We start from the raw sequence: 13,386 nt of genomic DNA, 5'->3' as shown, positions 1-13,386 counted from the left end.
AGAAGTGAGCGGGGGTCAGAGAGAGTTGGCCTCGGTCGGAGCCGGCGGGCGCCAGGACAGCAGCCGGTGTTCGAGCTTGCCGATCAGCCACTCGGCGCCGAGCACGATGACCGAGATGACGAGCATCGTGGCGAACACGCCGTCGGGGTCGAAGTTGTTCTGCGCGGTCTTGATGACCAGGCCGAGACCGCTCTGCGCGCCGAGCACCTCGCCGACCAGGGCGCCGACGATGGCGAAACCGAAGGCGCTGTGCAGGCTGGCGATGATCCAGGTGAGCGCGGACGGCACGATGACGTGCCGGGTGATCTGCAGCTGCGAGGCGCCGAGCACCTTGGCGTTGGCGAGGATGTTGCGGTCGACCTCACGCACACCCTGGAAGGCGTTGAAGAAGACGATGAAGAACACCAGCACCGCGGCGAGCAGGATCTTCGGCAGCACGCCGATGCCGAACGCGACGATGAAGATCGAGCCGAGGACGATACGCGGAATCGCGTTGACCATCTTGATGTAGGGGCCGAGCACGTCGGCCAGGAACCGGCTCTGGCCGAGAGTGACGCCGAAGACCACGCCGGTGACGGCCCCGAGGGCGAAGCCGGCGAGCGCCTCCTGGATGGTGGTCCAGATGTTGGCGTAGAAGGACCCGAACTCGGTGCCGTTGCGGAAGAGGTCGACCAGCCGCTTCGCGATGCCGGACGGCTGCCCGAAGAAGAACGGGTCGACGATTCCCCAGGTGGTGAACGCCTGCCAGCCGCCGAGGACGACGGCCGCGAGGCCGACGCGGGCCGCCCACACCTGCGCGGTGCGCCGCCGGGCGGCGCGCTTGGCGGCGTCGGCAGCCCTTGACGGTGTCCCGTCCTTGACCCGGCCGGCGGAAACCGCGGACGTCGTACTCATGCCGTACCTCCTGCGGTGCGGGCGTAGGCGCGCTCCACCTCCTCGCGCAGCGTTTCCCAGATCTGGTGCTGAAGTTCGATGAAGCGGGGCTGGAAGCGGATCTCCTGGACCGCGCCGCGCGGGCGCGGCAGGTCGATGTCGAAGACCGCCTTGACCGACCCGGGGCTGGACGTCATGACGACCACCCGGTCGGCGAGCGCCACGGCCTCGTCGAGGTCGTGGGTGATGAAGATGACCGACGGACGGATCTGCTCCCACAGGCCGAGCAGCTCGGTCGACATGATCGCCTTGGTCTGCACGTCCAGGGCGCCGAACGGCTCGTCCATGATCAGGATCCTGGGTTCGTTGATCAGTGCCGCGGCCATCGCCACGCGCTTGCGCATCCCGCCGGAGAGCTGGTGCGGGTAGCGGTCCTCGAACCCCGTCAGACCCACCCGGCGCAGCCAGTCGCGGGCCGATGTCTGTGCCTGCTGCTTGGGGACGCCGCGGAAGACCGGACCCATCAGCACGTTGCCGAGGACGGTCTTCCAGGGCAGCAGCGCGTCTGTCTGGAACATGAAGCTGACGCCGTCGGCGACGCCGTCCACCTCATGGCCGCCGACCTTGACCGAGCCCTCGCTGGGCCGGTCGAGCCCGGACACCATGCTCAGCGTCGTCGACTTGCCGCAGCCCGTCGGTCCGACCACCGCGCAGAACTGGCCCGGCTCCACGGTGAAGGAGACGTCCTCCAGCGCCGTGAACACCTCACCCGCAGGTGTCAGAAACCGTTTGGTGAGTCCTGAGATCTCGACTCGCGCGCTGTCCCGGCCGATCTTCTCGGCGACGGGACTCGTCGCCACATCGTTTCGCGAAGCCATTCGAGGCCGTCTCCTTCCTTACCTCGGAGGTCCTCGGAGGTCGAGGAAGGCAGACGCTAGATGGCGCCCGGTATTACGTCGCTGTTTCCGACGTATCTCGCGTTAGTCGTGTTAACAGGGGTTCTGCGCGTTCTGCTCAGGGGGCCGGGGGGTGGGCAGAAGGTCCTCGGTGGGACACAATCACGCCACCACGGGTACGGCGCAGGGGCCGTTCCCGGCAGCACGACAAGGGCGAAGGCACCTGTGATGCCCATCCGTATCCGGATCGGCCGCGGCGGGAAGGGGCGGCTCTCCGCGCGGATCCTGGCCAACCAGCTGGTCATCCTGACGCTGACCGGAGCCATCGGTTTCGTACTGTTCGTCTTCGCCCAGCGGTCCGAGATCGACCGCGCCTACGAGCAACGGGCACTCGACATCGCACAGACCACGGCTGCCGAGCCGCAGATCCGGCAGGCCGTGGCGCACGGGGGCGGCGACGGCATCGTGCAGACCGTCGCCGAACGGATCCGCAAGGCGTCGGGGGCGTCCTACGTGGTCGTGATCGACCTGCACGGCATCCGCTACTCGCACCCCGATCCGGCGCTGATCGGCGAGCCGGTGGGCGATCCGATCCCGGTGCTGGACGGCCGCCCCCACGTCGGCTCCGACCAGGGCGTCACCGGTCGGTCCGCCAATGGAAAGGCTCCGCTGTACGGCCCTGCGGGCACGCTGGTCGGCGAGGTCTCGGCCGGCATCCCGGAACACGACGTGCTCGGCGAGCTGTGGCGGGAACTGCCCACCTTCGGCCTGTACGCCACGATCGCCGTCGCGCTCGGTTCAGCGGCGGCATTCCTGCTGGCCGGCCGGTTGAAGCGGTCGACGTTCGGGCTGGAGCTGGAGGAGATCGCCGGACTGCTCCAGGACCGCGAGGCCATGCTGCACGGCATCCGGGAGGGCGTGATCGCCTTCGCTCCCGACGGCCGGATCAGCGTGGTCAACGACGAGGCCCGCTCCCTGCTCGGCCTCGGCACGGCCCTCGGCAGCAGGCTCGAGGAGGTGTTGCCCGACGGGCGCCTGCGCCGCGCGCTGGACGGCACCCTGACCGGCACCGACCTCAGTGTGCTGACCGACGACCACTGCCTGGTGGTCAACCGGATGCCGGTCGCACTGCACGGCCGTGAGCTGGGCGCGGTGGTCACCGTACGCGACCGTACCGAGCTGATCGGTCTGCTGCGCGAACTCGACTCGGTGCGCGGACTGACCGACGCCCTGCGCGCACAGCAGCACGAGTTCACCAACCGCATGCACACCGTGGCCGGGCTGCTGGACATCGGTGACTCCGACGCCGCCTACGAGTACGCCGTCGAGTCGGCCGGAGCCGAGCAGGCGCTGACCGAGTCCGTACGCGAACGGATCGGCCCCACGCTGCTCGTGGGACTGATCGTCGCGAAGACGACGGTGGCCGCGGAACGCGGGGTACAGGTGGTGCTCAGCGACGACTCCGCACTCGGCGAGGATCTGCCCCATCTGCGCCGGCTGCTGACCATCGTCGGCAACCTGCTGGACAACGCGATCGACGCGGCGGCCGGCGGACCGCCCCCGTCCGCCGGCCGTGCGGTCGAACTCTCGCTGATCGAGGCCGTCGACCAGGTCATGGTGCGGGTCGCGGACAGCGGCCCGGGGATTCCACCGGGCGCCGCCGAATCGATCTTCGAGGACGGCTGGTCGACCCGGCCCGACCGGGGCACCGCCCGGCGTGGGCTGGGGCTGGCCCTCGTCCACCGGCTGGCACAGCAGCATGGTGGCACGATCACGGTCAGCGAGGGACCGAGCGCGGTCTTCACCGTCGTACTCCCCCTGCCCGATGCCGGCCTCGTACCGCGAGACGCACAGTTCACGACGGCCTCGCCGATCGGAGGGGACCGCCCGTGATCAGGATCCTGGTGGTGGACGACGACTTCCACATCAGCCACATCCACTGCGACTACGCGTCCCGCGTCGAGGGCTTCGAGGTGGTCGGCCGGGCGGGGACCGTGGCGGAGACGCTGGACGCGGTGCGCACCCTCCGCCCCGACCTGGTGCTGCTCGACGTCTTCCTGCCGGACGGCAGCGGACTCGACGTGCTGCGGCAGCTCAGTGGGGACGAGGGCGGTGCCCGCCCCGACGCCATCGTGATCACCGCCGACCGGGACATCACCTCGGTACGGACCGCCATGAAACTCGGCGCCGTGGGCTACCTGGTCAAGCCGTTCAGCGCCGGCGACCTGGCCGAGCGGCTCACCGCCTACCGCGAACTGCAGCACCGCGTGGACGCCCTCGGTCTGGCCCCCCGGACCGACCAGGCCGACGTGGACGCCCTCTTCAGCGCCGCCCGGCCACCGGCCATACCCCGGGTCCCGGCCAAGGGACACTCCGCACCGACCCTCGCCCTGCTGCACCAGGTCCTGCGCACCGCCCAGGACGCCCTGTCCGCGGCCCAGGCGGCCGAACTCACCGGTGTCTCCCGCGCCACGGCCCAGCGCTACCTCTCGTACCTGGTACGGGAGGGCATGGTCCGTCTCGAACTCCGCTACGGAGCCACCGGCCGCCCCGAACACCGCTACCGGATCGTGCGCTGAGGTGGGCAACGGTCCCGCCGCGCGATGTTCCTCACTCTTCGGGTTCAACCCGTGCCGGTGTACGCTGCTGAGCGCCCTTGACCTGCATAAAGCGGGCAGGGAGCCGTCTCTTGGGAGTCCAGAATGCTGCGTACCATGCACAAGTCCAAGATCCACCGGGCCACCGTCACCCAGGCCGACCTGCACTACGTGGGATCGGTGACCATCGACGCGGATCTCCTCGACGCCGCCGATCTGCTGCCCGGTGAGCTCGTCCACATCGTCGACATCACCAACGGCGCCCGGCTCGAGACGTACGTCATCGAGGGTGAGCGCGGCTCCGGCGTGATCGGCATCAACGGTGCCGCCGCTCATCTCGTCCACCCCGGGGATCTGGTGATCATCATCAGCTACGCTCAGGTGACCGACGCCGAGGCGCGGGCGCTCGTACCCCGGGTCGTGCACGTGGACCACGACAACCGCATCGTGGCGCTGGGGGCCGACCTGTCCGAGCCGGTGCCGGGTTCGGACCAGGAGCGCAGCCCGCAGGCGGTGTCGGCCTGACCCTGCTCGACGACCTTCGGACCAGGAGCGTGCCCATGAGCGACATAGAGATCCGCGACGACCGACAGGCCGGCCGGCTGGAGGCCCTCGGTTCCGGGGGAGGCGAAGTCGTCGGCCACATCCAGTACTTCGTCCTCGAATCCCCGGCGCGCGCCCTGGTCCCGGTCCACACCATCGTCGAACCGGCCCACGAGGGACAGGGCATCGCGGGCTCCCTGGCCCGCGAGCTCTACACCATCGCGGCTCGCGAGGGCAGCACCGTCGCCCCGCTCTGCCCGTACGTCGTCAAGTGGGCCGAGCGCCACCCCGACGAGGCCCCGGCGGCCGGCCCGGAACTGCTCCGCGCGGCGCGGGAGTGGCTGGCGGCCAACCCCGAGGGCTTCTGAGCGGGCGGGTCCGAAAGCCACGGTCACGCCGACCTCGCGCACCCCACCGGGCCCCATAGGGCCGCGCCGCATCGCGTCGCTCCGGTCCGCGTCTCGCCGGGTGGCATCGCGTCGCTTTGGGCTGCGTCTCGCCGGGTGGCATCGCGTCGCACCGGGCCGCATCGCGTCGCTCCGGTCCGCGTCGCACCGGGCCGCATCGCGTCGCTCCGGGCCGCGTCGCACCGGGCCCCGCCCCACCGCACCGCGCGTCGAGACCCTCCCCCGCACCCCGAGCACACCCACGCGGGCCACGCCCGTCACGCGGGTGGGTGACTGGCGGGAGGGCTCACGGGTACGCGGGGAGTAGTCCAGAGCCGACGTCGACCGACTGGCTGGAGGACCTCATGACCAACCCGTACCCCGATCCCGTCCCACCGGGTCCCACTCCGGGCCCCGGCCCGGTCCCCACGCCGCCGGGCCCCACCCCGGAGCCCCCGTCACCCCCGGACCCGGACCCGTCGCCGGGACCGGGCCCAGGTCCGGGCCCGGTCCCCGACCCGTCGCCGTCCCCGGTCCCGCCGGGCCCTGAACCGGTACCGAACCCGGAGCCGGGACCACCGCTCAGCTGACGGCGACCAACGTGAACACAGTGGAGGAGGGCCACCGAACGGTGGCCCTCCTCCACGTCAGGGCGACGCTCAGCCCGTCACCTCGGACCGGTCACCGCCCCACAGCGTGTGGAAGGAACCGTCGCGGTCCGTGCGCCGGTACGTGTGCGCCCCGAAGAAGTCCCGCTGCCCCTGCGTGAGCGCCGCAGGCAGCCGCTCGGCGCGCAGCGCGTCGTAGTAGGCCAGCGCCGCCGCGAAGCCGGGCGTCGGCACACCCTGGCGGGTCGCCGCGATGATGACCTCGCGCCAGTCGTCCTGGGCGTCGGCGATCTCCTGGGCGAAGGTGTCGTCGGAGAGCAGGCTGGGCAGGTCCGCGCGGGTGTCGTAAGCGGACCGGATGCGGTCGAGGAAGGCCGCGCGGATGATGCAGCCGCCGCGCCAGATCGCCGAGACGGCACCCAGGTCGATGTCCCAGTCGTACTCCTCACGGGCGGCCGCGATCTCGTGGAAGCCCTGCGTGTACGACACGATCTTCGAGGCGTACAGCGCCTGCTCGACACGGTCCGCGAAGGCCCCGGCCTCCGCCTCCGACAGCGGGGACGCCTTGGGCCCGGCGAGACCGCGGGACGCCTCCCGCAGCTCCGCGTGACCCGACAGGGACCGCGCGAAGACCGCCTCCGCGATGCCCGACACGGGGACACCCAGGTCCAGGGCGATCTGCACGGTCCAGCGGCCCGTGCCCTTCTGCTCCGCCTGGTCCACCACGACGTCCACGAACGGCTTGCCCGTCGCCGCGTCCACGTGGGAGAGCACCTCGGCCGTGATCTCGATCAGGTACGAGTCCAGCCGGCCCGTGTTCCAGGTGCGGAAGATGTCAGCGATCTGGGCGGGGGAGTATCCGGCCACGTCCCGCAGCAACTGGTACGCCTCGCCGATGAGTTGCATGTCGGCGTACTCGATGCCGTTGTGGACCATCTTCACGAAGTGCCCGGCTCCGTCGGGACCGACGTGCGTCACGCAGGGCGCCCCGTCCGCCGCCTTCGCGGAGATCTTCTCCAGCATCGGGCCGAGAGAGTCGTACGACTCCCTCGGGCCGCCCGGCATGATGCTCGGTCCGTGCAGCGCGCCCTCCTCGCCGCCGGAGACGCCCATGCCGACGAAGTGGATGCCCTGCTCGCGCAGGTCCCGCTCCCGGCGCCGGGTGTCCGCGAAGTGCGCGTTGCCGCCGTCGATGATCATGTCGCCGGGCTCGAGCAGCGGCGCGAACTCCTGGATCACCGCATCGGTCGGCTCACCGGCCTTCACCATGATGACCAGCCGGCGCGGCCGCTCCAGCGCGGCCACGAACTCCTTGGCGGTCTCGGCCGCGATGAAGTCGCCCTCGCTGCCGAACTCCTCGACCAGGGCGTGCGTGCGCGACGCGGTCCGGTTGTGCAGGGCGACCGTATAGCCGTTGCGGGCGAAGTTGCGGGCCAGGTTGCGGCCCATGACCGCGAGGCCCGTGACGCCGATCTGCGCTGTTGTGCTCATACCGCCTGCTCCCAAAAGATCCTGTGGATCGCGTAGGTCATCGATCGCTGCTGCCGGTCGTGCTTGTCAGTATCGTCCACCGGTCATCCTGGCCTGTCGGGGGACTGTCCGCACACCAGGGATACGGTTCGGGCGCCTCGTTGCGTTCAGCCGGGGACGCCGGTCCGACGCGCGCCCCCACGCGGCTGGTTGCCGTCTTGTCATGGCCTGTTCGCGGCGCTTACTTTTGCCCCTCCTGACGCATGTTGTAGGGGGAGGCCTCCATGGCCGTACGCGGCCGGCACCGCCGGTATCAGCCGAACAGGATCAACCGCGCCTCGCTCACGGTCACCGCCGGTGGCGTCGGCATCGCGGTCCCGCTCATCGGCACCGGCACCGCCCATGCGGCCGACGTGGACACCTGGAACAAGGTCGCCGCGTGCGAGTCCAGCAACAACTGGAGCATCAACACCGGCAACGGCTACTACGGCGGGCTCCAGTTCACCCAGTCCACCTGGGAGGCCTACGGCGGCACCCGGTACGCGGCACGGGCGGATCTGGCCACCAGGGACCAGCAGATCGCCGTGGCGGAGAAGGTGCTGGACGGACAGGGACCGGGCGCCTGGCCGGCCTGCTCGGTGCGGGCCGGGCTCATCCGCGACGGCTCCGCTCCGGACGTCGATCCCCTCACGACGAGGACGGCCTCCGTACCGGACGTACAGCCGCAGACCACCCCGCAGTCGCGGGCCGGGTCCGCCGAGATGTACACCGTGGTCCGCGGCGACTCGCTCTCCCGGATCGCCGACGCCCAGAAGGTCAGGGGCGGCTGGCGGGGGCTGTACGCCGCCAACCGGAGCACCATCGGTGCCGACCCCGACCTGATCCTGCCCGGTCAGCGGCTCAAGGTGCGCGCCACCGCCGGAACGACCACCACCACCGACCGGACGTCGACGAGGAAGACCTCCTCCGACACCGCGGAGAAGACCGAGAAGGCCTCGGACACCGGCCTGGTCGCCCCCGTGAACGCCTCCCTCGGCACCCCCTACCGCAAGGCGGGCTCCGCCTGGTCGAAGGGCTACCACACGGGCGTCGACTTCGCGGTGCCCACCGGGACGTCCGTGAAGGCGGTCGCGGCCGGGAAGGTCGTCACCTCGGGGTGGGGAGGCTCCTTCGGCTACCAGGTGGTGATCCGGCACGCCGACGGCCGCTACACGCAGTACGCCCACCTGTCCGCGATCTCCGTGAAGTCCGGGCAGAGCGTGGGCGGCGGGCAGCGCATCGGCCGCTCGGGCTCCACCGGCAACAGCTCGGGCCCGCATCTGCACTTCGAGGTGCGGACGGGGCCCGGCTTCGGTTCCGACATCGACCCGGTGGCGTATCTCAGGGCCGGCGGCATCAGGATTTGACACGGGTGCGGTGCCGGTCCAGGACCGGCACCGGGATGTACGCGGCGCCGTAGAAGGGGCCGTAGTACGCCGGGGGCTCGTCGCCCAGCTTCTCCAGGAGCTCGTCGGAGGTGCCGTCCGGCAGTGCCGCCTCGGCGGCCGCCGAGGCTGCGGGGGCCGGGACGAGCATCTCCTCGCGCAGGGCGGCGACCTCGTCGACGAGTACGGCCTCGCGCAGGAGGGCCGCCGCCGGCTCCTCGGCGGGTGCCGGGACGAAGCCGCCCTCGCCGTCGAGGACGGGCGCCGCGGGCTCCGGCTCGGCGTGGGTGCGCTGGATCCGCTCCGTCGTCAGCAGGATCAGGCCGCCGGCCGCCACCACACCGCAGCTCAGGGCGAGCGCGGTACCCGTGGTGCCGTAGCGGAAGGTTTCTCCGAACATCGTGATGCCGACCGCTGCCGCCACCACCGGGTTCACGACCGTCAGCGTCGCCAGCGGGGCCGCGAGACCGGCGCCGCGGTAGGACGCCTGCGACAGCATCAGCCCGGCCGTCGCCAGGACGCCGATCGCGGCCAGCGAGGGCAGGTCCGCCCCCGACACGCCACCGCTCCAGTCGACGGCGACCGTCTTGGTGAACACGGAGGACATACCGAACGCTATGCCGGACGCGGTCGCGAGCAGCACGCTGCGCACCACCGGGTGCCGGTGCGCGGCCCGGCCCGCGATCATCAGCGCGACCACCGCGGCGGCCGTCACCAGACCGGCGAACACTCGCTGAGCCGCGCTCAGGGACTGTGCGTCGGACGCGCCGACCAGGGAGAGCAGACCGGCCAGACCCACCGTCGCCATGATCGCGCCCCGCCAGGCGGTGGCTCCGGCCCTGCGGCCGACGAACAGCGCGGCCATCGGCAGTGCGAACACGATCGTCAGGGCGCCCAGCGGCTGGACCAGGCTGAGGGGGCCGTAGGCGAGCGCCACCACGTGCAGCAGTCCACCGAGGCCGTTCAGCGCGACCGCCGCCCACCAGCTCGGCCGGCGCAGCGGTGCGAACTGCTCGTCCGGGTGCGACACCGCGACCTGTTCCTGCACGATCGCTCCGCCCGCGTAGGCGACGGCGGAGACGAGGGAGAGGAGCACGGACAACGCGAGGGCACTCATGAGCTGCTCCTCTGCGTGAGGCGGGGGCTGGCTGCCCGGCGCGACGAACGGTCGTCTTCCATGACCAACACGATGCCGGGAAAAGTTCTTCCCGTCGTCGTACCTGAGCAGGCAATGGGTCCTACTGCCGATGGAGTACAAAAGGGTCCGTGTCCTCCCCAAGGCGGGTGACACGGGGTGGAGGGCCCCTGCTGGGTACCCCTACGGGTCCTGGTACTACTGCTGGTCGTGGACCTGGACCCTGATCTCGCGGCGCTGCGACCGCTCGGCGCCTTCTTCGTACTACGGACGATCGGCGGCACTTCCGGGACAGCGCGCCCGGCGCTGCCGACCCTCGCACAAGTCTACGAGCACCAGGCGTCGGAAGTTTATGGAAATACCCTGACTTTCCGAGTCCGGAAGGTCGCCCGCGCCCTGCGCGCCCCCGAACCCCGGATCGCGGCCTCCATCGCCCAACAGGGCCTCGCGGCCCGGCTGTGGTCGGTGGCGCTCGGCTGCGCGGCCCTGTACGGCCGGATCCCCGACCTGTCGCCGCGTCGGCTGCACTGGGACCCCGACGCGAGCGCCCCGGACGACCTGTGGCTGGATGCCGTGGAGCCTCTGCCGGCCGATGCCGGGACCATCGCCGACGTCGTCCTGCACGGCCACCTCGAACCGCTCACGGCGGCGCTGCACGCCGAGTACCGGCTCGCCACCGGACTGCTGTGGGGCAACGCAGCCTCGGCCCTCGCGGGCGCCGCCCGTCAGCTGGGCCACCGTCCCGACCTCTCCGCCCGCGCCCGTGACCTGGCCTCGGAACTCCTCGCCCACCCCCTCCTCGCCGGGACCGGCACGCTCACCGGCACCGCTTTCCGCCGCCTCAGCTGCTGTCTGTACTACCGGGTGCCGGAAGGTGGCGTATGTGGTGACTGTTGCTTCACACGAGCCCCGCGCCCTTCCCCGCGCGGCGCATCTGGGTGACCATGAAAGCCAACCAGCCATGAGACAGGGGGTTCCGGGTGCGTGTGGGCCTGCTGACCCGGGAGTACCCGCCGGACGTGTACGGCGGTGCCGGTGTCCATGTCGAGTTCCTCGCCCGGGAGTTGAGGTCCCTCGTCGACCTGGACGTGCACTGCTGGGGCGAGGTGTCGGCCAAGGAGAGAGCGGCGGGCGTGATCCGGCACCGGCCCTGGTCCGCGCTCGACACCGCCAACGACGCGCTGCGCACCTTCTCCGTGGACCTCTCCATGGCCGCGGGCCTCGAAGGCCGCGAACTGATCCACTCGCACACCTGGTACGCCAATCTCGCCGGCCACCTCGGCAAGCTGCTGCACGGCATCCCGCACGTGATGACCGCCCACTCCCTGGAGCCCCTGCGCCCCTGGAAGGCCGAGCAGCTCGGCGGCGGGTACGCCCTCTCCAGCTGGGCCGAGCGCACCGCGATCGAGACCGCCGACGCGGTGATCGCCGTGTCGGGAGCCATGCGCGAGGACATCCTCGGCTGCTATCCGGCGCTGGATCCGGCCAAGGTCCACATCGTGCACAACGGCATCGACACCGCCCTGTACCGGCCCGACCACGGCACCGACGTACTGGACCGGATCGGACTGGACCGTGATCGTCCGTTCGTGCTGTTCGTCGGCCGTATCACCCGCCAGAAGGGCGTGCCGCACCTGATGCGCGCGGTCCGGGACATCGACCCGGCCGCGCAGGTCGTGCTGTGCGCGGGCGCGCCGGACACTCCCGAGATCGACCGTGAGTTCCGTGAGCTCTTCGAGGAGCTGAGCCGGGTCCGCGAGGGCGTCCACTGGATCCCGCAGATGCTGCCGCGCCCCGAGGTGATCCAGCTCCTGACCCACGCGGCCGTCTTCGTCTGCCCCTCGGTGTACGAACCCCTCGGCATCGTCAACCTGGAGGCGATGGCCTGCGGAACCCCCGTGGTGGCCTCACGGGTCGGCGGTATCCCGGAGGTCGTGGACGACGGCAGGACCGGCCTGCTCGTCACCGTGGACGACGCGTTCGAGACGGGCCTCGCCAGGGCACTCGACTCCGTGATCGGCGATCCGGAGACCGCGCGGCGGATGGGCGAGGCGGGACGTGAGCGCGCGGTGGGCGAGTTCGGCTGGGATGCCGTCGCGCGGCGCACGGTCCGGCTCTACGAGGAGATCCTCAAACAGGCGTACTAGGCCCCTCGCAAGGGCAGTGATGGGTCAAACCAGGGTGAGGAGAGCGGCCATGCGTCGTGGCGGACCTTCGGTGCTCGGCATCGTACTCGCGGGCGGAGAAGGCAAACGCCTGATGCCCTTGACCACCGACCGCGCCAAACCGGCGGTCACCTTCGGAGGGACGTATCGTCTCGTCGACTTCGTCCTGTCCAACCTCGTCAACGGCGACATCCTGCGCATCTGCGTGCTCACGCAGTACAAGTCGCACTCGCTCGACCGGCACATCACGACCACCTGGCGGATGTCGAGCCTGCTCGGCAACTACATCACGCCGGTGCCGGCCCAGCAGCGCCTGGGACCGCGCTGGTATCTGGGCAGCGCGGACGCGATCCTGCAGTCCCTGAACCTGCTCTACGACGAGCGCCCCGAGTACGTCGCGGTCTTCGGCGCCGACCACGTGTACCGCATGGACCCGCGCCAGATGCTCGCGCAGCACATCGAGTCCGGCGCGGGCGTGACGGTGGCCGGGATCCGTGTCCCACGCTCCGAGTCCCCCTCGTTCGGGGTGATCGCCCCGGGCTCGGACGGCCTCACGGTGGAAAGCTTCCTGGAGAAGCCCGCCGACCCGCCGGGGCTGGCGGACGACCCGGAGAGCGTGTTCGCCTCGATGGGCAACTACATCTTCACCACCAAGGCCCTGATCGAGGCGCTCCAGCGGGACTCCGAGGACGAGCACTCCGTCCACGACATGGGCGGCTCGATCCTGCCGCAGCTCACCGAGCGCGGCGAGGCCCAGCTCTACGACTTCAGCGCCAACCACGTCCCCGGCGAGACCACCCGCGACCGCGGCTACTGGCGCGACGTGGGAACCCTGGACGCCTACTACGACGCCCACATGGACCTGATCGCCGAGCGCCCCGCCTTCAACCTCTACAACCGGCAGTGGCCCATCTACACCCACTCCGGCCAGCTCTCCCCGGCCCGCTTCAACTCCGGAGGCATCGCCAGCGAGTCCATCATCAGCGCGGGCTGCCTGATCCGGGGCCAGGTCACCCGGTCCGTGCTCTCGCCCGGTGTCCTGGTCGACCCGGGGGCCGTGGTCCAGGGCTCGGTGCTGCACGACAACGTCAAGATCGGGCGGGGCGCGGTGGTCCGCGGCGCCGTCCTCGACAAGAACGTCGAGGTCCCGCCGGGCGCGACGATCGGCGTGAACCCGGAGCGGGACGCGGAGCTGTACACCGTGTCCAAGGGCGGGGTGATCGCGCTCGGGAAGGGACAGCTGGTGTCCTGACCGGCGGTGGGGCCGGCCCGGTGGCGGGTGCCGCCGG

General features: G+C 70.9%; 12 protein-coding genes. 8 read left to right on the top strand and 4 right to left on the bottom strand.

The features are described from left to right. Window positions 1-15: 15 nt before the first annotated feature. Together M2157_RS07980 and M2157_RS07975 are read right to left on the bottom strand one after the other, a co-directional pair. Window positions 16-894: an ABC transporter permease gene (locus tag M2157_RS07980; protein ID WP_280861125.1), complete on the bottom strand. Its 879-nt coding sequence runs from the start codon at window positions 892-894 to the stop codon at window positions 16-18. After that, a complete protein-coding gene (locus M2157_RS07975) occupies window positions 891-1,751 on the bottom strand; it encodes an ABC transporter ATP-binding protein (RefSeq protein WP_280861124.1) in 861 nt (286 codons plus the stop codon). The genes M2157_RS07980 and M2157_RS07975 overlap by 4 nt, the downstream gene beginning before the upstream one ends. Window positions 1,752-1,997: 246 nt before the next feature. Between M2157_RS07975 and M2157_RS07970 the strand changes: the two genes are divergently transcribed. The 4 genes from M2157_RS07970 (at window position 1,998) to M2157_RS07955 (ending at window position 5,277) form a co-directional block, all read left to right on the top strand. Then, window positions 1,998-3,662 (top strand): sensor histidine kinase, encoded by a 1,665-nt coding sequence (locus tag M2157_RS07970; RefSeq protein WP_280864872.1) that lies wholly within the window; start codon window positions 1,998-2,000, stop codon window positions 3,660-3,662. Further along, window positions 3,659-4,348, top strand: a complete 690-nt coding sequence (locus tag M2157_RS07965; RefSeq protein ID WP_280861122.1) for a response regulator — start codon at window positions 3,659-3,661, stop codon at window positions 4,346-4,348. Before M2157_RS07970 ends, M2157_RS07965 begins: the two co-directional genes overlap by 4 nt. Window positions 4,349-4,471: 123 nt before the next feature. Further along, complete coding sequence (gene panD / locus M2157_RS07960; RefSeq protein ID WP_266511303.1) at window positions 4,472-4,891, top strand: aspartate 1-decarboxylase; 420 nt, start codon at window positions 4,472-4,474, stop codon at window positions 4,889-4,891. Between the two features lie 35 nt (window positions 4,892-4,926). Continuing rightward, window positions 4,927-5,277 carry a GNAT family N-acetyltransferase gene (locus M2157_RS07955; RefSeq protein WP_280864871.1) on the top strand — a complete coding sequence of 117 codons (351 nt, stop codon included), beginning with the start codon at window positions 4,927-4,929 and terminating at the stop codon, window positions 5,275-5,277. 677 nt (window positions 5,278-5,954) lie between these two features. Here the strand turns inward: M2157_RS07955 and gndA are convergent. Beyond that, window positions 5,955-7,394: an NADP-dependent phosphogluconate dehydrogenase gene (gene gndA / locus M2157_RS07950; RefSeq protein ID WP_280861095.1), complete on the bottom strand. Its 1,440-nt coding sequence runs from the start codon at window positions 7,392-7,394 to the stop codon at window positions 5,955-5,957. A gap of 263 nt (window positions 7,395-7,657) precedes the next feature. On the opposite strand from gndA, the gene M2157_RS07945 reads away from it, so the two are divergent. Further along, window positions 7,658-8,779 carry a transglycosylase family protein gene (locus tag M2157_RS07945; RefSeq protein ID WP_280864870.1) on the top strand — a complete coding sequence of 374 codons (1,122 nt, stop codon included), beginning with the start codon at window positions 7,658-7,660 and terminating at the stop codon, window positions 8,777-8,779. Here the strand turns inward: M2157_RS07945 and M2157_RS07940 are convergent. Further along, the gene (locus M2157_RS07940) at window positions 8,769-9,914 is read right to left on the bottom strand and encodes a DMT family transporter (protein ID WP_280864869.1); all 1,146 of its coding nucleotides are present in this window, start codon (window positions 9,912-9,914) and stop codon (window positions 8,769-8,771) included. The genes M2157_RS07945 and M2157_RS07940 overlap by 11 nt on opposite strands. Window positions 9,915-10,142: 228 nt before the next feature. Between M2157_RS07940 and M2157_RS07935 the strand changes: the two genes are divergently transcribed. From M2157_RS07935 to glgC, 3 genes are read left to right on the top strand one after another with little or no spacing between them, the layout of a single operon-like run. Next, a complete protein-coding gene (locus M2157_RS07935) occupies window positions 10,143-10,874 on the top strand; it encodes an IucA/IucC family C-terminal-domain containing protein (protein ID WP_280864868.1) in 732 nt (243 codons plus the stop codon). Between the two features lie 38 nt (window positions 10,875-10,912). Further along, window positions 10,913-12,079 carry a glycogen synthase gene (glgA, locus tag M2157_RS07930; protein WP_280861090.1) on the top strand — a complete coding sequence of 389 codons (1,167 nt, stop codon included), beginning with the start codon at window positions 10,913-10,915 and terminating at the stop codon, window positions 12,077-12,079. Window positions 12,080-12,128: 49 nt separating this feature from the next. Further along, on the top strand, window positions 12,129-13,349 hold the full coding sequence (glgC, locus tag M2157_RS07925) for a glucose-1-phosphate adenylyltransferase (RefSeq protein WP_280864867.1): 1,221 nt from the start codon (window positions 12,129-12,131) through the stop codon (window positions 13,347-13,349). The last annotated feature ends 37 nt before the right edge of the window (window positions 13,350-13,386 follow it).

Source organism: Streptomyces sp. SAI-127, from assembly GCF_029894425.1.
Taxonomy (GTDB): Bacteria; Actinomycetota; Actinomycetes; order Streptomycetales; family Streptomycetaceae; genus Streptomyces.
This window is presented reverse-complemented; position numbering and strand designations above follow the sequence as displayed.

Bases quoted from the DNA above. Each gene is read 5' to 3' on its own strand.
- M2157_RS07945 (WP_280864870.1), top strand. From the start codon at position 7,658: ATGGCCGTACGCGGCCGGCACCGCCGGTATCAGCCGAACAGGATCAAC.
- M2157_RS07980 (WP_280861125.1), bottom strand. From the start codon at position 894: ATGAGTACGACGTCCGCGGTTTCCGCCGGCCGGGTCAAGGACGGGACA.
- panD (WP_266511303.1), top strand. From the start codon at position 4,472: ATGCTGCGTACCATGCACAAGTCCAAGATCCACCGGGCCACCGTCACC.
- M2157_RS07940 (WP_280864869.1), bottom strand. From the start codon at position 9,914: ATGAGTGCCCTCGCGTTGTCCGTGCTCCTCTCCCTCGTCTCCGCCGTC.
- M2157_RS07975 (WP_280861124.1), bottom strand. From the start codon at position 1,751: ATGGCTTCGCGAAACGATGTGGCGACGAGTCCCGTCGCCGAGAAGATC.
- glgC (WP_280864867.1), top strand. From the start codon at position 12,129: ATGCGTCGTGGCGGACCTTCGGTGCTCGGCATCGTACTCGCGGGCGGA.
- M2157_RS07955 (WP_280864871.1), top strand. From the start codon at position 4,927: ATGAGCGACATAGAGATCCGCGACGACCGACAGGCCGGCCGGCTGGAG.
- M2157_RS07970 (WP_280864872.1), top strand. From the start codon at position 1,998: ATGCCCATCCGTATCCGGATCGGCCGCGGCGGGAAGGGGCGGCTCTCC.
- gndA (WP_280861095.1), bottom strand. From the start codon at position 7,394: ATGAGCACAACAGCGCAGATCGGCGTCACGGGCCTCGCGGTCATGGGC.